The sequence below is a fragment of the Roseomonas indoligenes genome (assembly GCF_017813365.1).
GTDB classification, from domain to species: Bacteria; Pseudomonadota; Alphaproteobacteria; order Acetobacterales; family Acetobacteraceae; genus Roseomonas; species Roseomonas indoligenes.
Window position 1 is genome coordinate 46047 of the sequence record NZ_JAGIZA010000008.1, and the last position, 16985, is coordinate 63031.

Sequence of the window (16985 nt, forward strand, 5' to 3'; positions counted from 1 at the left end):
GATGGATGAAACCGGATCGGTCCTAAGCCACCAGGGGGATGGCTGAGAGGCTCGCGGCCACGGCCTCGGCGGCGCGGATGCCGTCCACGCCGGCGGAAAGGATGCCGCCGGCATAGCCCGCGCCCTCTCCCGCGGGGAAGAGGCCGGGAGTGTTGAGGCTCTGTCCGGTCTCGTCGCGGCGGATGCGGAGGGGGGAGGAGGTCCGGGTCTCCACGCCCGTCATCACCGCATCGCCCATGGCGAAGCCGCGGATCTGGCGGTCGAAGGCGGGCAGGGCCTCCCGGATGGCGGCGGCGGCGAAATCGGGCAGGCAGGCCGCGAGGTCGGTGGGGGTGACGCCGGGCTTGTAGGAAGGGATCACCTCGCCGAGGCGCGTGGAGGGGCGGGCAGCGAGGAAATCCTCCACGCGCTGCACGGGGGCGTTCCAGTTGCTGCCGCCGGCGACGAAGGCCCGCTCCTCCCAGTGGCGCTGGAAGGCGAGGCCGGCGAGGGGAGAGCCGGGATAGTCGCGCTCCGGCGTGAGGGAGACGACGATGCCGGCATTCGCGTTGCGCTCGGCGCGCGAGTACTGGCTCATGCCGTTGGTCACGAGGCGGCCCGGCTCGGACGCGGCGGCGACGACCTGGCCGCCGGGGCACATGCAGAAGGAGTACACCGCGCGGCCCTCGGCGGCGGGGGTCTTGCAGTGGTGCACGATCTTGTAGTCGGCGGCACCGAGGACGGGGTGGCCGGCCTGCGGCCCGAAGCGGCAGCGGTCGATCAGGCCCTGCGGGTGCTCGATCCGCACGCCGATGGAGAAGGGCTTGGCCTCCATGAACACGCCGCGATCGTGCAGCACGCCGAAGGTGTCGCGGGCGGAGTGGCCGATGGCGAGCACCGCGCGGTCCGCCTCCAGGAAGCTGCCGTCGGAGAGGTGGAGGCCGCGCAGGGCGCGGTCCGGGCCGAGCTCGATGTCCTCCACGCGGGTGCCGAAGCGGTACTCTCCGCCCAGCGCCTCAATGCCGGCGCGCATCTTCTCGACCATGGAGACGAGGCGGAAGGTGCCGATATGCGGCTTGGAGAGGTAGAGGATCTCCTCCGGCGCGCCGGCGGCCACGAACTCCTCCAGCACCTTGCGGATGCGGTTCGCGTTGTCGCCGATGCCGGAATAAAGCTTGCCGTCGGAGAAGGTGCCGGCGCCGCCCTCGCCGAACTGCACGTTGGATTCCGGGGTGAGGACGGAGCGGCGCCAAAGGCCCCATGTATCCTGCGTGCGTTCCCGCACCACCTTGCCGCGCTCAATCAGGATCGGGCGCAGGCCGAGCTGGGCCAGGACCAGCATGGCGAAAAGGCCGCAGGGGCCGGCGCCGATCACCACCGGGCGCAGGCGCGGCACGGGCGGGGCGGGGGGAAGGCGGTAGGAGGTTTCCGGCGTGGGGGCGACGTGGCGTTCCCCGGTCAGGCGCGCCAGCACCGCCGCCTCGTCCCGCAGGGCGACGTCCAGCGTGTAGATGAGGGCGATGGCCCCGCGGCGGCGCGCGTCGTGGCCCCGGCGGAAAACGGTGATGTCCAGCACCTCCTCCGGCGCCACGCGCAGGCGGGCGAGCACGGCGTCGCGCAGCGCGTCCGGCTCGTGGTCCAGGGGGAGCTTGATCTCGGTCAGGCGAAGCATGGCGGCGGGGATATAGGGTCGCTTTCCCCCGAATGATATGCGCGCGGCGACCTCCGTGGCCCGCGTGCGTTCCCTGCCCCATATGCCCCCTGCCTTTGGAGTGGATCGAACGGAATGCCGGGACTGATCACCACGCTGACGCCGAACCCGACCATCGACCTGGCCTGCGAGGCGGAGAAGGTGCGGCCGATCCACAAGATCCGTACGACGGAGGAGCGGCACGACCCCGGCGGCGGCGGGGTGAACGTGGCCCGGGTGGTGCAGGAACTGGGTGGCCGGGCCCTGGCCGTGGTGCTCTCCGGCGGGGTGACCGGGCGCTTCCTGGAGGAGCTGCTGGAGGAGGGGGGCGTGCCCCACCGGGGCGTTCCCGTCTCCGGCCTGACGCGGATCAGCCAGACGGTGATGGAGCGGAGCAGCGGGCAGGAATACCGCTTCGTGCCGGAAGGGCCGGAGGTGACGGAGGCGGAGTGGAAGGCCGCGCTGGCCACCATGGAGGAGGTGGAGGCGGACTGGATGGTGGGCAGCGGCAGCCTGCCCCGCGGCGTGCCGGAGGACTTCCACGCCCGGCTGGCGGCGCTGGCCGGGAAGCGGGGGTTGCCCTTCGTGCTGGATACCTCGGGCGCCGCGCTCCGGGCGGCGGTGGAGGCGGGGGGGATCGCGCTCGCCAAGCCATCCCTCGGCGAGTTCGAGGCCCTGGTGGGCCGCAAGCTGGAGAATGAAGGCGACCAGCAGCGGGCGGCGGTGGAGCTGGTTCGCTCCGGCAAGGTGGGGATCCTGGCCGTGACGCTGGGGCGGGACGGGGCGATGCTGGCAACGGAGGAGGGCGCGCTGCGGCTGCCCGCCCTGCCGGTGGAGGTGAAGGGGGCAGTGGGCGCGGGGGACAGCTTCCTGGCAGCCATGACCATGGCGCTCTCGGACGGCAGGCCGGCGGCGGAGGCCTTCGCCTGGGGCGTGGCGGCCGGGGCCGCGGCGGTTTCCAGTGCCGGCACGGCCCATCCCAGGCGCGCGGATGTGGAAGCGCTGCGGCGGCGCATCCCCGATGAAGCCCTGCGGGAGCTGGCGGCATGACCCTGCGACTGGTGGGCGATATCGGCGGCACGAATGCCCGTTTCGCCCTGTCCGAGGATGGCGCGGCACCCTACGGGGAGGCGAAGCTGCCGGGCGCCGATTTTCCAGGCCCGATCGAGGCGGCGGAGGCCTATCTGGCCGGGCGCAGCGTGGAGGAGGCGGTGCTGGCCGTCGCCACCCCCGTACTGGGTGACGAGGTGGCCTTCACCAACAGCCCCTGGCGCTTCTCCATCAGCGACGCGAAGCGGCGGCTGGGGGTGGAGCGGCTGGCGATCATCAACGACTTCGTCGCCCAGGCCTCCGCCGTGCCGCATCTGGCGGAGGGCGAGTGCCGGGCGCTGAAGCCCGGCGGGGCGAAGCCCGGTGCGCCGGCCGTGGTGCTCGGCCCGGGGACGGGGCTGGGCGTGGCCTTCCTCATCCATGCCGGCGGGCTGGCGCGGGTGCTGCCGAGCGAGGGCGGCCACGCCTCCTTCGCACCGCAGGATGCCCTGCAGGAGGAGGTGCTGCGGCGGCTGCGCGGCACCTATGGCGGGCACGTCTCGCTGGAGCGCGTGCTGTCCGGGCCCGGCCTGCTGCAGCTGGCGCGGATCATCGGGGATGTGCAGGGCCGGCCCGTGGAACTGGCCGGGCCGCCCGATGTCTCCGCCCGCGCGGCGGCGGGGAACTGCCCGGCCTGCCAGGAGGCGCTGCGGGTCTTCTCCTCCGTGCTGGGCGCTGCCGCGGGAAGCCTGGCGCTGACGGTGTTGGCGGATGGCGGGGTCTTCGTGACCGGCGGCCTATGCCGGAATCTCGGGCCGCTTCTCGATGTGGAAGCGATGCGGGCGGGGTTCACGGGCAAGGGGCGCTTTGCCGGGTATCTGGAGGGCGTGCCGGTGACCCAGGTGATGCGGCCGCATTCCGGGCTGCTGGGCGGGGCGGCCTGGCATATCGAGGGGTGACGCTGTCCCGGGGAGAGGGAGAAGGAATTCTCCCTCTCCCCGGACCCGTCGAAGGCAGTGCCTTCGACCCCGTCATCTTCTTCTATCGGGCCGCCGCGTGATGCGGATGTGGTGGTATTGCTTCCTTGATCCCGCGTCGGAAGGGGCTGACGAGTCCCGCGCCTGGGGCCTGGACCCGAGGCGAGCCGCAAGCCGCACATTCCGCAGCAGTCCCCAAGAAAAAGATGATTGGGGTCTGGGAGAAGAATTCTTTCTTCCCCCCTCGCCTCAGTCGCAGCGGACGGACATTCCGCCATCCACCACGATCTCCGTACCTGTCACGAAGCGCGCCTCATCCGAAGCGAGGAACAGCGCGGCCGCCGCCGTGTCGCGCCCATCGCCCGCGAAGCCCAGCGGGATGCGCTTCACGCGGGCGGCGAGCAGCGCCTGCACGTCACCGCCCGCGCGCTGGCCGGCCAGGCGCGTCTCCACCATCGGCGTGTGCATTTGGCCGGGAACCACGGTGTTCACGCGGATGTTGCGGGCGGCGTATTCCACCGCCACGACGCGGGAGAACTGGATGATCCCGGCCTTGGAGGCCGCGTAGGCCACCTGCGCCGCGCCGGTCCAGCGGAGGCCGGAGGTGGAGGCGGTGTTGACGATGGCGCCGCCGCCCTGCTGCACCATGACGGGAAGGACGTGCTTGCAGGTGAGGAAGACGCTTTTCAGGTTGTAGTCGATCTGGGTGTCCCAGACCTCCTCGCTCATCTCCACCGGGCCGCCCTTGGCGGAGCCGCCGACATTGTTCACCAGCACGTCGATGCGGCCGTATTCCGCCAGCGCGGCCTGCACCATGGCGGCGATGGAATCGCTGCTCATCACGTCGCAGCTGCCGGCGGCGAAGCGGCCGCCCTCCTCGCGGATGCGGGCGGCGGTTTCCTCCATGGCGGCGGGGTTCTTGTCCACACCGTAGACGAGCGCGCCTTCGCGCGCGAAGAGCACGGCGGCGGCGCGGCCATTGCCCCAGCCCGGGCCAACCGAACCGGCGCCGGTGATGACGGCGACCTTGCCTTCGAGGCGTCCTGCCATTGTCTGGTATCCTGCTTCTTGAGGGAGGCGTTCCGCCTCAGTCCATCCGGATGTTCGCGCGGCGGCCGACCTCGCCCCAGCGGGCGCTTTCCTTGACGATGAAGTCGCGGAACTCCGCCTGGCTGCCGCCCACGGGGCGGGCGCCCTGCTCGGCGTAAGCCTTCACCAGATCCGGGTCGCGCAGGGCGCGCGCGGCGGCCTCCTGCAGCAGGGCCTGGATCGGGGCGGGCACCTTCGACGAGGCGACGAGGCCGTACCAATTGTCCGCGACGACCGGCACGCCGGCCTCGGCCATGGTGGGCGTCTGCGGCAGGAGGGGGGAGCGCTCGCCGCTGGCGAGGGCGATGGGGCGCAGCGCGTTGCCCTGCACCTGGGACATCATGGCCGGCATGTCCGCGAACATCATCTGCACCTGGCCGGCGATGAGATCCGTGACGGCAGGCGCGGCGCCGCGATAGGGGACGTGGGTGATGTCGATCCCGGCGGCGGCGCGGAAGGCTTCCCCGGCCAGGTGGGGCATGGAGCCGATGCCGGAGGAGCCGTAGTTCACCTTCCCCGGGTTCTTCTTCGCGTAGTCCACCAGCTCCGCCACGCTGTTCACGGGGAGTGAGGGGGGCACGGCCAGGAGTTCCGGCATCAGCGCGACGAGGGTGATGGGGGCCACGTCCTTCGCGACGTCGAAGGGCATGGGGGCGCCGAGCACGGGGGAGATGGCGATGGCGCCCGCGCTGGTGAGGCAGAGGCTGCGGCCATCAGGCGCCGCCTTCACCACGTTGTCCGTGCCGATCACGCCGCCGGCGCCGGAGCGGTTCTCCACCACCACGTTGCGCTCGAGGATCGCACCGAGCTTCTGGCCGAGGACGCGGGCGACGAGGTCGTTCGGCCCGCCCGGCGGGAAGGGCACGACAAGGCGGATGGGCCCTTCGGCTATGCGCGCGGATTGCGCGAGCGCCGGGCGGGCGAGGGGCAGTGCCGCGGCGGCGATCAGGCCGGCGAGCTGGCGGCGGGTGGTCATCCTGTCTTCTCCTGGACCGTTCGGCTAGCCGCCGGGCGTTCCCTGGGTGTTGACGTAGAGCGCATAGAGGGAGTGGCTGGCGGCCATGAACAGCCGGTTCCGGTGCCGCCCGCCGAAGGCGAGGTTGGCGCAGCGCTCGGGCAGGTGGATATGGCCGATCGGTTCGCCGGCGGGGTTGAACACGCGCACCCCGTCCTGGTCCGGGTCCATGCCCCAGCCGCACCAGAGATTGCCGTCCAGGTCCACGCGGAAGCCGTCCGGCGTGCCGGTTCCCGCATCCACCAGCACGCGGCCGTTGCGCAGGGCATCGCCCGCCACGTCGAAGACGCGGATGTTGCGCGGGCGGGCCCGGGATTCGATGACGTAGAGCTTGCTCTCGTCCGGTGAGAAGGCGAGGCCGTTGGGGCCGTTCACGTCGTCCGCCACCACCTTTGCACGGCCGGTGGCGCCGTCGATCCGGTAGATGCAAGACGGCAATTCCTGCTCCGCCTTCTCGCCCTGGTAGTAGCCGACGATGCCGAAGGGCGGGTCGGTGAACCAGATGGAGCCGTCCGACTTCACCACCACGTCGTTCGGCGAGTTCAACCGCTTGCCGTCGAAGGAATCGAGAAGGACGGTGATCGCGCCGTCATGCTCCGTGCGCGTCACGCGGCGGCCGCCGTGCTCGCAGGTGACCAGCCGTCCCTCGCGGTCCCGGGTGTTGCCGTTGGCATTGTTGGAAGGGCCGCGGAAGGTCGAGACCGCGCCCGTCGCCTCGCTCCAGCAGAGGATGCGGTCACTCGGCACGTCGCTGAACAGCAGGCTGCGCCAGGCGCCGAACCAAACCGGCCCCTCGGCCCAGCGGAGGCCGGTGTGGAGGCGCTCCACGCCGGCCAGCGCCAGGTGATACCGCTCGAAGCTGTGGTCCAGCGCGCGGATGGCGGGATCGGGGTAGCGCAGGCTCGGCTCCCAGCCCGTCACGGCACGGGATCCCCCGGCTCCGCCCCGAGTTCCGGCGCGAAGGCATCGGGCAGGCCGATCTCGAAGACGTTCAGCGTCATGGCGACGAGGGTGTAGTAGCCGAGCAGGGCGACGAGCTCGACCATGCCGCGCTCGCCGAGAGCTTCCACCCCGCGACGGTAGAGGTCGTCCGGGACGCGGCGCGTCGCCATCAGGGTGGTGGAGACGTCGTAGATCGCTCTCTCCCGCGCGTCCCGCAGCATCGGCACGCGGCGCTCCGCGATGGCGGCGACCACCTCCGGGTCCATCCCGGCCTTCAGTCCCTCGCGCTTGTGCACGGTCCACTCGTAATGGGCCGTCCAGTGCCGCCCGACGACCAGGATGGCCAGCTCCGACAGGCGCGGCTCCAGCGTGGTCTGGTAGCGCAGCAGCTCGCCCAGGCGCTGGCCGCGGCGCGCCAGTTCCGGATTCTTCAGCCAGGCGATCATCGGGGCAGGGACGCGGCCGCGAATGCCGGAGACAGCCTCCTGGCAGACCTCCTGCTCCTCCGGCGTGCGCTCCGCCTCGGGCGTCAACTCGATCCGTGCCATGTTTCCTCTCCCTCCTGCCGCGCTCAGCGCGCGGCGCGTTCCAGCGGCGCCGGGTCGCCGCCCAGGTCGCGCGTCATCGCCATCGCTTCGCGCAGCACCAGCGGCGTGCAGAGCGCCTCCGTCTCCGCCGTGAAGCGGTAGAGCGGCACGGAGATGCCGATGGAGCCGGCGACCCGCCCCTCCGCGTCCAGCACGGGGCAGGCGATGGCGGCGATCACCGGCAGGCGCTCCCCCCGGCTGACCACCGGCAGGCGGTCGCCACTCTCCAGCGCGATGAGGGAGCGGCCATGGGCGCCGCGGCCCAGCGGCTGCGCCTCCCCGACATGGGCGACGTCGCGGACGAGCTGTGGGGAATCCAGACGGAAGACGCAGCGGCGCTGGTCGCCCTCCCGCACGAAGAAGGCCGCGCTCTCCCGGCTCTCGGCGCGCAGCCGCTCCAGCGCGGGCATGACGTGGTGCTCCAGGCGGAGGGAGCGGCGGAACACGTCGCCGAGGAGCAGCAGGGTGGGGCCGAGAAGATAGCCGCCGGCGGGCAGGCGCTTGACGAAGCCGTGCCCCTCCAGTGTGCCGAGCAGGCGCAGCGCCGTGGTCATGTTCAGCCCGGCGCGGCGGGAGAGTTCCGTCAGGCCCAGCGGCCCGTCCTCCTCCCGGAAGGCGCGCAGCAGCACCAGGGCGCGGTCCACGGCGCGCACCCCTTCCGCCGGCAGGGCGCCGACGGGGGCGGCGGGCGGCACGGCGCGGAGCGAGGCGCCGGGGGATCCCGGCCGGTCTTCGGCCGGCTGGTCCGCGGCAGGCGGGTTGCGTCGGGGCTGCTTTGCCATGGTCACAGCCTAGCCACACCTTTCATCCAGTGGAAGTAGCTTGCGCAGGATGGAAGTCGGTGCCAAGCCTCTCGCCAAGACGAAGGCGGGAGGATGCGCCATGGATTCCGAACGACGCGGCGGCCGGGCCGCCGGAACGATGCCCCATGTCGGGCTGCCTGCGGGGCGGCGGGACTTGCTGCGCCTCGGCGCCGGGGCCGGGCTCCTGGTCTCCCTGGGCGCCGTTCCGGCCCTGGGCGCGGAAACCTACCCCGCCCGCCCGATCCGGGTGATCGTGCCCTTCACCGCCGGCGGCGGCACGGACGTGGTGGGACGTGAACTGGCCCAGTTGCTCTCGACCGAGCTCGGCCAGGCGGTGGTGATCGACAACCGCGCGGGCGGTGGCACGGTGCTCGGCTCCGACCTGGCATCGAAGGCGCCGCCGGACGGCTACACGCTGCTCCTCACCACCTCCGCCCTCGCCATCAATGCCTCCCTCGTGAAGAGCCTGCCCTACGACACGGAGAAGGGCTTCTCGGAGGTCGGCCTCATCTGCCACGGCCCGAACGTGGTGGTGGTGCGCCCCGACAGCCCCTACCGCAGCATGGCCGACATCATCCGCGCGGCGAAGGCGAAGCCGGGCGAGCTGACCTACGGCTCCTCCGGCAACGGCTCGGCGGTGCATCTGGCGGCGGAACTGCTGAAGCTCACGGCCGGGGTGGACATCACCCATGTGCCCTACCGCGGCGCGGGGCCGGCGTACACGGACCTGCTGGGCGGGCGGCTGGACATGGTGTTCGGCACGGCGGGCGGCGTGGCCTCCTTCGTGAAGGGCGGCCAGATGCGCGCCGTGGCCGTGACCTCGCCGCAGCGCACCCCGGCCTATGAGGGCGTGCCGACCGTGGCCGAAACCCTGCCGGGCTACGAGGCGGAGGTCTGGTACGCCGTCTTCGCGCCCGGCGGCACGCCCGCCCCGATCCTGGCGCGGGTGAACGAGGCGATGCGGAAGGTGACGCAGGCGCCCTCCTACCGCTCCCGCCTGGAAGGCGAGGGCCTGACCGTGGCCGTGAACAGCCCGGAGGAGATGACCCGCTTCATGCGCGCCGAGGAGGCCCGCTGGCGCCGCGTGGTCACCGACGGCCGCATCACCTCGGACTGAAGGAAAATGAGCATGGCCGGAAGGCTTGAAGGCAAGGTCGCGATCATCGTCGGCGCGGGGCAGCAGCCCGGCGAGACGGTGGGGAACGGCCGCGCGGTGGCGGAGCGCTTCGCGGAGGAGGGCGCGACGCTTCTGCTGGTGGACATCAACGAGGAATGGGCGGAGGCCACCCGCGCCGCCGTGGAGCGGCACGGCCGCCCCGCCTCGACGCTCCGCGCCGACATCACGCGGGAGGAGGACTGTGCCGCGATCGCCCGGATCTGCGTGGAGCGCTACGGCCGCATCGACGTGCTGCACAACAATGTCGGCCGTTCCAGGGGCGACCGGAAGACGGCCGAGATGGACGCGGAGATGTGGGACGCCATCATGGGCATGAACCTCAAGGGCATGTTCATGACCTGCAAGCACGTCCTGCCGCAGATGGTCGCGCAGAAGGCGGGCTGCATCGTCAACATCTCCTCCACCTCCTCGCTCTCCGCGCGGCCGACCGTGACCTACAAGACGAGCAAGGCGGGGGTGAACGCGCTGACCCAGCACATCGCGATGGAGAATGCGCGACACGGCATCCGCGCCAACGTGATCCTGCCCGGGCTGATCGACACGCCCATGGCGATCGAGCGGCGCGCGCAGGAACGCGGCGTGCCGCGCGAGGTGGTCCGGGCGGAGCGGGAGGCGCTGGTGCCGATGGGGCGCATGGGCACGGCCTGGGACGTGGCCAACGCCGCGGTCTTCCTGGCCTCCGACGAGGCCGGCTACATCACGGGCGTGATCCTGCCCGTGGATGGCGGGCTGCTGGAGAAGCGGGGCTGAAGGGCAGGGGCGCGCAACCCGTTCCGGCCCGCCATCGCGGCGGGTCGATGGGCACGCGCCCTGTGCGGCGGCGCTAGAACATCGCCGAGGCGCTCTCGCCCTGCGGCATGGAGGGAAGTGCCCGCGCCGCCTGCCACTGCCGCTGCACTTCCTCGTTCACCTCCTCCGCTGTCTTGCCGGGGCGGACGACGACCTCGGCGCCGTTCAGGCGGAAGCGGTGGGGAATGCCGTAGCGGTTGGCCTTCTCGACGCAGCGGGCGATCACGTGCGGCAGGTAGTCGCTCTCGTTCGTCGGATAGTCCCGGATCTCTTGGGCCATGCTCGCCTCCTCGTTCGTTCTTGGCGGGAAGCTTAGGGCTCTCTGACCCGCGGAGTCATCCCGTGCCTTGTCTCGTCTGCGTGAGGGCGGCAGGCCGGATTGCTTGTTGCGGCGCAGCAGCGGGCGCCACCTGCAAGGCGCGCTGCCACGCCTCCCGGCCGCCGCCAGCGCCGGCCTGGCGGACCGAAGCGCGCGCTAATCCCCGAACATGTAGCCCTGGATGAACAGGATGTGCTCGCGCATCACGCGCCGGGCCTCCGCGCGGTCCCGCGCCCGCACGGCCGCCACCATGGCGTGGTGCTGGGCCTGCAGCACCGCGCGCCGGTCCCCCGTCTGCCCGCGCGCCTTCAGCTGGCCCCAGTCCGTCCGCTCCCGCACCCGCGCGAGGGAGCGGGACATGGCGATGACCGCGCCGTTATGGGTGCCGAGAGCAAAGGCATCGTGCAGGGCCGCATCCCAGTGCTCGAAATCCGGCAGGTCCTTCGCCGCGTCGGTGCCGCGCAGGCACGCTTCCATGCGGGCGATGTCGGCGGGGGTGGCGCGCGCGACGGCCAGCGAGATGGTCTCCGGCTCCAGCATCAGCCGGCACTCCACCACGTCCGAGGGGCTGAGCGGCACCTCCTCCGCCACCGGCGCCGAGGGGGCGGAGCGGAAGGTGCCGCGGCCCACATGCCGGTGGATCAGACCCTGCGCCTCCAGCGCGTCCAGGGCGCGGCGCACGGTGTTGCGGGCCATGCCGTGGCGCGCGCCCAACTCCCGCTCCGTCGGCAGCTTCTCGCCGGGCGCCCAGCGGCCGGCGTTGAGGTCACGCTCCAGGGCGGCCCGAAGCGCCTCGGCTCCCGCAACGGAATCGAAAGAGGCTTGATCCATTCTCGCGACGAAGGCCTTGACCGGAGCAACCAATAAGCGAACCATACGACCTTATTGGTTCAGTGAAAAGTAGAATTGGTATAGGACGGGTCGCATGAAGCTGGCGAGGCTGAAGACGGGCGGTGGGGCAAGGCTGGTGCGGGTGGATGCGGCCGGCCGGCGCTTCTGGCCGATCGAGACCCTGGCGCCGGACCTGCCCGGCGAGATGACGGCGCTGATCGCCGCGCTGTCCGGCGGCGCCACGATGCCGGAGCCGACGGGCGAGGGCGAGGCGCTGGACCCGGCGATGCTGCTGGCCCCCGTGCCGCAGCCGCCGCGCAACATCTTCTGCGTCGGCAAGAACTACCACGCCCATGCGAAGGAATTCGCGGGCAGCGGCTACGATTCCTCCTCCACCTCTGCGGCGGACGCCATCCCGAAGGCGCCGATCATCTTCACCAAGCCCTTCACTTCCATCTCCGGCCCCTGGGACGACATCCCCATGGTGCCCGGGCTGGACGCGGAGGTGGACTACGAGGCGGAACTGGCCGTGGTGATCGGCCGCGGCGGGCGCTGCATCCCGAAGGCGCAGGCCATGGCGCATGTCTTCGGCTACACGCTGGTGAATGATGTCACCGCCCGCGACCTGCAGGGGGTGCACAAGCAGTGGCTGCTCGGAAAGGGCATCGACGGCTTCTGCCCCATGGGGCCCTTCCTGGTGACGGCCGACGAGCTGGACGCGGGCACCATGCGCGTGACCTGCATGGTGAACGGCGAGAAGCGGCAGGATGCCAGCACTGCCGACCTGATCTTCGACATTCCCACGCTGATCGAGACCATCTCCCTCAGCATGGCGCTGCTGCCGGGCGACATCATCGCCACCGGCACGCCGGAGGGCGTGGGCATCGGCTTCAAGCCGCCGCGCTTCCTGCGGGACGGCGACGTGGTGGAGTGCGCGATCGAGGGGATCGGCAGCATCCGCAACACGCTGCGCAAGGTTGATCCGGCGGCGCTGCACGGCGCCGCCTGACACGGCGCGCCCGCTGCGCGCCGCGAGAGGAAATGAGGGGGAGAAGACGGCAGAACGCCGCCTCGCCCCGTGGTTCAGGAAGGCGGGTGCCGGGCACCCGCGGGAGGCTGGCTTGCTGCTTCGTCGTGAGCTTTTGGCGGCCCTCGGTGCCGCGGGCGCGCTGCCCGCGGGGGCGGCGCTGGCCCAGGGAGGAACCCAGGGGGCATCCTGGCCCACGCGGCCGATCCAGGTGGTGGTGCCCTTCCCGCCGGGCGGGCAGGCCGATGTCACGGCGCGGCCCGTCTCCGCCGCGCTGGAGCGGGTGTTCCGCCAGGCGATGCCGGTGGTGAACCGGCCGGGCGCCGGCGGCATCGTCGGCACGGCGAGCGTCGCGCGCGCCGCGCCGGACGGCTACACGGCGCTGATGGCGCTCTCCTCCCACGCCATGCTGCCGGAGAGCGAGCGGCTCCAGGGCCGCACCCCCGCCTATACCGTGGAACAATTCGCGCCGATCGCCCGCTTTACGGCGGACCCGACCGTGCTGCTGGTGCCGGCAGGCTCACCCTGGAAGACGCTGGCCGACTTCGTGGCGGATGCGAAGCGGCGGCCGGGCGTCATCACCTACGGCTCGGCCGGCAACTACTCCACCCTGCACGTCGCCATGGCGATGCTGACGGGGGCTGCGAATCTCGACCTGCTGCACGTCCCCTTCCAGGGCGGCGGGCCGGCGCTGACGGCGCTGCTCTCCGGCACGCTGGACTCGCTGGCCTCCGGCCCCGGCCCGGCCTCGGTGCATGTGAAGGAGGGCAAGCTGCGGGCGCTGGCGAACTGGGGCAGCCAGCGGATCCCGGGCTTCGAGGACGTGCCGACATTCAAGGAGCTCGGCTACGCGGACGTGGAGTTCTATATCTGGACCGGGCTGTTCCTGCCGGTGGCCACGCCCTCCGAGATCCAGGAGCGTCTGCGCCAGGCCTCGCTCCAGGTCTGCGAGACGGATGAGGCGCTGAAGCGCGCGCTGGACACGGCGGGCAGCCCCATCGCCTATCTCGACGGGCCGGCCTTCGTGAATTTCTTCAACGAGGACAGCGCGCGGCTGGTCCGCGCGGTGCAGCGCATCGGCAAGGTCGATTAACGGCCGCCGAAGGGAGGACGGAAGGATGGACCATCGCATCACGCGGCGCGGGCTCGGTGCCCTCGCCGCCGGCGCGCTCGCCGCGCCCGCGATCGCGCAGGAGGCGGCGTGGCCGGCCCGCGCCGTGCGGATCGTCGTGCCCTTCGGGGCCGGCGGCTCCGCCGACATCGCCGCGCGCAACGTGGCGGAGGCGCTGAGCCAGGGCCTCGGCCAGCCCTTCGTGGTGGAGAACCGGCCCGGCGCGGGCGCGGTGATCGGCACGGACCTCGTCGCGAAGTCGGCGCCGGATGGCTACACCATCCTGATGATGTCCAACACGCACACGGCGAACGAGACGCTCATCGCCAACCGCCCCTACGTGCTGATGCGGGACCTGGCCGCGGCGGCGGCGGTGAACGTGGCGCATCACGTGCTGGCCGTGCACCCCTCGCTCGGCGTGAACAGCGTGGCGGAGCTGATCGCGAAGGCAAAGGCCAATCCCGGCACGATCGACTACGCCTCCTCCGGCCCCGGCACGCCCTATCACATCGCGGGCGAGGTGTTCCGCGCCATGGCGGGGATCGAGATCCAGCACATTCCCTTCCGTTCCTCCGGCGAGGCGCGCACGGCTCTCATCGCCGGGCAGGTGCCGATGATGTTCGACGCCATCCCCACCATGGAGCCGCATGTCTCCGGCGGGCGGGCGAAGGCGCTGGCCACGACGGGGCTGGAGCGCGACCCGCTGCTGCCGAACCTGCCCACGGTGAGCGAGTCCGGCCTGCCGGGCTACGAGGCCTCCATCTGGCTCGGCCTCATGGCGCCGGTGCAGATGCCCAGGCCGATCATCGAGAAGCTGAACACCGCGGTGAACGAATGGCTGGCGAAGCCGGCGACGCGGGCGGCCATGGCGAAGCAGGGCGCGCAGCCCATGCCGATGTCCGTCGCCGGTTTCGACGCCTTCCTGCGGAAGGACGTGGACACCCAACGGCAATACATCCGGATGGCGAAGATCGAGGTGAACTGATGCATGTCGCTTTCACCCTGAACGGCGCCGCCGTGGAGGTGGAGGCGCCAGAGGACAGCGGCATGGGGATGACCCTGCTGCAGACGCTGCGCGGCCCGCTGGGGCTGAGCGGCCCGCGCTTCGGCTGCGGGCAGGAGGCCTGTGGGAGCTGCATGGTGACGCTGGACGGCGAGGCCCGCCCGTCCTGCGCCATGCCCGTGGAGGCCGCAGCGGGGCGCGCCGTGGGCACGGTGGAGGGGCTGGGCACGCCGGAGGCGCCGCACCCCCTGCAGGCGGCCTTCCTGGCGGAGCAGGCCGGGCAGTGCGGCTGGTGCCTCTCCGGCATCCTGGTGAGCGCGGCGGCGCTGCTGCGGCGGAACCCGGACCCGGACGAGGCGGCGGTGCGGGCGGCGCTGGAGCCGCATCTCTGCCGCTGCGGCGCGCAGAACCGGATCATCCGCGCCGTGCTGCGCGCCGCCCGGTTGGGATCGGGGGCGGAGGTGGCGGCGTGAACCTCGCCTATACCTTCGCCATGGGCACCACCGGCAACGCGCCGGACCTGCCGGGCAGCCTGCGGGCGGAGCCGCGTCTGTCGCGCTGGCTGCGCTTCTCGGCGGACCGCACGGTGACGCTGACGCCCGGCAAGGTGGAGATCGGGCAGGGCATCCTGACGGCGCTGGCGCAGATCGCGGCGGAGGAGCTGGACGTGTCGCCCGCCCGGCTGCGCGTGATGCCAGCGGTGACGGGAACCAGCCCGGACGAGGGCGTGACCTCCGGCAGCCTTTCGGTCCAGGAGAGCGGGGCGGCCATTCGTCAGGCGAGTGCCGAGGCACGGGCGATTCATCTCGGCCTCGCCGCCGGGCGCAGCGGCGTGCCGCTCGACTCGATCCGCGTGGAGGATGGCACCTTCCTGGGGCCGGATGGGACGGAGATCGGCTCCTACTGGGCGCAGGCGGAGGACGCGCTGCTGGAGGTGGAGGCGCGCGGCGACGTGGCGCCGAAGCCCGCCGCCAGCCGCCGCATCGCCGGCCAGCCCCTGCCGCGGCTGGACCTGCCGGATAAGGTTTTCGGCGCGCCCCGCTACCTGCACGACCTGCGCCTGCCGGGGATGCTGCACGCCCGCACCGTGCGGCCCCCGGCGCGGGCGGCGCGGCTGCTCGGCCTGCGGGACGGGCCGCTGCCCGGCGATGCCGCGCCCGTGCGGGATGGGTCCTTCCTGGCCGTGGTCGCCGGGGAGGAATGGGCGGCCGAGGCGGCCGCCGCGCGGGTGGCCGCCCGCGCGGAGTGGGCGGTGCGGGAGAGCCTGCCTGAGGAGAGCGCCCTGGCCGGTTGGCTGGCCGCCACCCCCGCCCAGGCGAGCGAGGTGGCGCGGCGCGATGATCCGGCGCCGCCACCCGCGCAGGCCGTCCACGCACGCTTCCAGCGCCCCTTCGTGGCCCACGCCTCCATCGGCACGTCCTGCGCCGTCGCGCGCTGGGCGGGCGGCGCGCTGGAGGTCTGGACCCACAGCCAGGGCGTCTACAATCTGCGCGCCGACCTTGCGCTCGTGCTCGGCCTGCCGCCGGACTCCATCACCGTGCGCCACATGGAGGGCGCGGGCTGCTACGGCCATAACGGCGCGGACGACGTGGCGCTGGATGCCGCCCTCGTCGCCCGTGCCAGTCCCGGCCGGCCCGTGCGCGCGCTGTGGAGCCGGGAGGAGGAGTTGGGCTGGGGCCCGCTCTCCCCCGCCGCCTTCGCGGAGATCGAGGCCGCGGTGGACGCCGACGGCATGCTCTGCCGCTGGCGAACGGTGCTGCGCGGCAACGGCCATTCCTCCCGCCCCGGGCGGGCGAAGCAGCCCACCCTGCTCGCCGCGCCCTATCTCGATCCGCCGCAGCCCTGGCCCGTGGCGATCGACGCGCCGATCGCGGCCGGCGGCGGCGGGCAGCGCAACGCCGTGCCGGGCTACGCCGTGCCGTCCCTGGAGGTGACGATGCACCGGCTGCTGGAGATGCCCTTGCGCTCCTCCGCCCTGCGCGGACTGGGCGCGCTGCTGAACGTCTGGGCCATCGAATCCACCATTGACGAGCTGGCGCAGAGGAGCGGGCAGGATCCCGTGGCCTTCCGCCTGCGCCACCTGGAGGACGACCCGCGCGCCGCCGCCGTGCTGCGGGAGGCCGCCGCCATGTGCGGCTGGCCGCGCGCCTCGGCCGGGGAAGGCCTCGGCACAGGCATCGCCGTGGCGCGCTACAAGGGCACCGGCGCCTGGTGCGCCGTGGCCGCGGAGGTGGAGGCGGCCGAGGTGGTGCGCTGCCGCCGCCTCTGGATCGCCGCCGATGTGGGGGAGGCGATCAACCCCGACGGGGTGGCGAACCAGCTGGAGGGCGGGGCGGTGCAGGCCGTCTCCATTGCACTGAAGGAGGCGGTTCGCTTCGACCGGGCGAACGTCACCAGCACCCGCTGGGAGGACTACCCGATCCTGCGCTTCTCCGAGGTGCCGGCGGTGGAGGTGCGGCTGATCGGCCCGCCCGACGCCAGGCCGCTGGGCGCGGGCGAGCCCTCGCTCGGGCCGACGATCGCCGCGGTCGCGGGCGGCATCCATGCCGCCCTCGGCATCCGCCCGCGCGCCATGCCCTTCACGCCCGACAACCTTGCCTCCGCGATGGAACAGTAA

17 protein-coding genes are annotated in these 16985 nt (G+C 72.4%); 9 read left to right on the forward strand and 8 right to left on the reverse strand.

From position 1 onward, the window contains the following. Nucleotides 1-22 precede the first annotated feature (22 nt). Nucleotides 23-1651: an NAD(P)/FAD-dependent oxidoreductase gene (locus tag J5Y10_RS14270; RefSeq protein ID WP_209374688.1), complete on the reverse strand. Its 1629-nt coding sequence runs from the start codon at nucleotides 1649-1651 to the stop codon at nucleotides 23-25. A 114-nt stretch (nucleotides 1652-1765) separates the two neighbouring features. Between J5Y10_RS14270 and J5Y10_RS14275 the strand changes: the two genes are divergently transcribed. Both J5Y10_RS14275 and glk read left to right on the forward strand, forming a co-directional pair. Further along, nucleotides 1766-2719 carry a 1-phosphofructokinase family hexose kinase gene (locus J5Y10_RS14275; RefSeq protein ID WP_209374689.1) on the forward strand — a complete coding sequence of 318 codons (954 nt, stop codon included), beginning with the start codon at nucleotides 1766-1768 and terminating at the stop codon, nucleotides 2717-2719. Then, nucleotides 2716-3657: a glucokinase gene (glk, locus tag J5Y10_RS14280; protein WP_209374691.1), complete on the forward strand. Its 942-nt coding sequence runs from the start codon at nucleotides 2716-2718 to the stop codon at nucleotides 3655-3657. Before J5Y10_RS14275 ends, glk begins: the two co-directional genes overlap by 4 nt. Nucleotides 3658-3924: 267 nt before the next feature. Here the strand turns inward: glk and J5Y10_RS14285 are convergent, their stop codons facing one another. The 5 genes from J5Y10_RS14285 to J5Y10_RS14305 are packed head-to-tail and all read right to left on the reverse strand — an operon-like array spanning nucleotide 3925 to nucleotide 8090. Beyond that, the gene (locus J5Y10_RS14285; protein WP_209374692.1) at nucleotides 3925-4725 is read right to left on the reverse strand and encodes an SDR family NAD(P)-dependent oxidoreductase; all 801 of its coding nucleotides are present in this window, start codon (nucleotides 4723-4725) and stop codon (nucleotides 3925-3927) included. A gap of 37 nt (nucleotides 4726-4762) precedes the next feature. Then, on the reverse strand, nucleotides 4763-5740 hold the full coding sequence (locus J5Y10_RS14290) for a Bug family tripartite tricarboxylate transporter substrate binding protein (RefSeq protein WP_209374694.1): 978 nt from the start codon (nucleotides 5738-5740) through the stop codon (nucleotides 4763-4765). Nucleotides 5741-5764: 24 nt separating this feature from the next. Next, complete coding sequence (locus tag J5Y10_RS14295) at nucleotides 5765-6700, reverse strand: SMP-30/gluconolactonase/LRE family protein (protein WP_209374696.1); 936 nt, start codon at nucleotides 6698-6700, stop codon at nucleotides 5765-5767. Beyond that, nucleotides 6697-7269: a carboxymuconolactone decarboxylase family protein gene (locus J5Y10_RS14300; RefSeq protein ID WP_209374698.1), complete on the reverse strand. Its 573-nt coding sequence runs from the start codon at nucleotides 7267-7269 to the stop codon at nucleotides 6697-6699. Before J5Y10_RS14300 ends, J5Y10_RS14295 begins: the two co-directional genes overlap by 4 nt. Before the next feature lie 23 nt (nucleotides 7270-7292). Beyond that, nucleotides 7293-8090, reverse strand: coding sequence for an IclR family transcriptional regulator (locus J5Y10_RS14305; protein WP_209374700.1), 798 nt, complete (start codon nucleotides 8088-8090; stop codon nucleotides 7293-7295). A gap of 100 nt (nucleotides 8091-8190) precedes the next feature. Here J5Y10_RS14305 and J5Y10_RS14310 point away from each other — a divergent pair, with 100 nt between their 5' ends. Next, a complete protein-coding gene (locus J5Y10_RS14310; RefSeq protein WP_209374702.1) occupies nucleotides 8191-9228 on the forward strand; it encodes a tripartite tricarboxylate transporter substrate binding protein in 1038 nt (345 codons plus the stop codon). 12 nt (nucleotides 9229-9240) lie between these two features. Next, nucleotides 9241-10038 carry an SDR family NAD(P)-dependent oxidoreductase gene (locus tag J5Y10_RS14315; RefSeq protein ID WP_245214715.1) on the forward strand — a complete coding sequence of 266 codons (798 nt, stop codon included), beginning with the start codon at nucleotides 9241-9243 and terminating at the stop codon, nucleotides 10036-10038. Nucleotides 10039-10111: 73 nt separating this feature from the next. Here J5Y10_RS14315 and J5Y10_RS14320 read toward each other — a convergent pair whose 3' ends face one another. Both J5Y10_RS14320 and J5Y10_RS14325 read right to left on the reverse strand, forming a co-directional pair. Then, entirely contained in the window at nucleotides 10112-10357 is a 246-nt protein-coding gene (locus J5Y10_RS14320) for a hypothetical protein (protein WP_209374706.1), read from the reverse strand. 195 nt (nucleotides 10358-10552) lie between these two features. Continuing rightward, nucleotides 10553-11227, reverse strand: coding sequence for a FadR/GntR family transcriptional regulator (locus J5Y10_RS14325; protein WP_209374707.1), 675 nt, complete (start codon nucleotides 11225-11227; stop codon nucleotides 10553-10555). Nucleotides 11228-11321: 94 nt separating this feature from the next. Here J5Y10_RS14325 and J5Y10_RS14330 point away from each other — a divergent pair, with 94 nt between their 5' ends. The 5 genes from J5Y10_RS14330 to J5Y10_RS14345 all read left to right on the forward strand — a co-directional run bounded on the left by J5Y10_RS14330 (nucleotide 11322) and on the right by J5Y10_RS14345 (nucleotide 16985). Further along, complete coding sequence (locus J5Y10_RS14330; protein ID WP_209374708.1) at nucleotides 11322-12236, forward strand: fumarylacetoacetate hydrolase family protein; 915 nt, start codon at nucleotides 11322-11324, stop codon at nucleotides 12234-12236. Between the two features lie 112 nt (nucleotides 12237-12348). Continuing rightward, a complete protein-coding gene (locus tag J5Y10_RS14335) occupies nucleotides 12349-13347 on the forward strand; it encodes a tripartite tricarboxylate transporter substrate binding protein (protein ID WP_209374709.1) in 999 nt (332 codons plus the stop codon). A 25-nt stretch (nucleotides 13348-13372) separates the two neighbouring features. Beyond that, on the forward strand, nucleotides 13373-14350 hold the full coding sequence (locus J5Y10_RS14340; protein WP_209374710.1) for a tripartite tricarboxylate transporter substrate binding protein: 978 nt from the start codon (nucleotides 13373-13375) through the stop codon (nucleotides 14348-14350). Next, nucleotides 14350-14841 (forward strand): (2Fe-2S)-binding protein, encoded by a 492-nt coding sequence (locus J5Y10_RS27915; RefSeq protein WP_245214716.1) that lies wholly within the window; start codon nucleotides 14350-14352, stop codon nucleotides 14839-14841. The genes J5Y10_RS14340 and J5Y10_RS27915 overlap by 1 nt, the downstream gene beginning before the upstream one ends. Next, nucleotides 14838-16985, forward strand: a complete 2148-nt coding sequence (locus J5Y10_RS14345; RefSeq protein WP_342452921.1) for a molybdopterin cofactor-binding domain-containing protein — start codon at nucleotides 14838-14840, stop codon at nucleotides 16983-16985. The genes J5Y10_RS27915 and J5Y10_RS14345 overlap by 4 nt, the downstream gene beginning before the upstream one ends.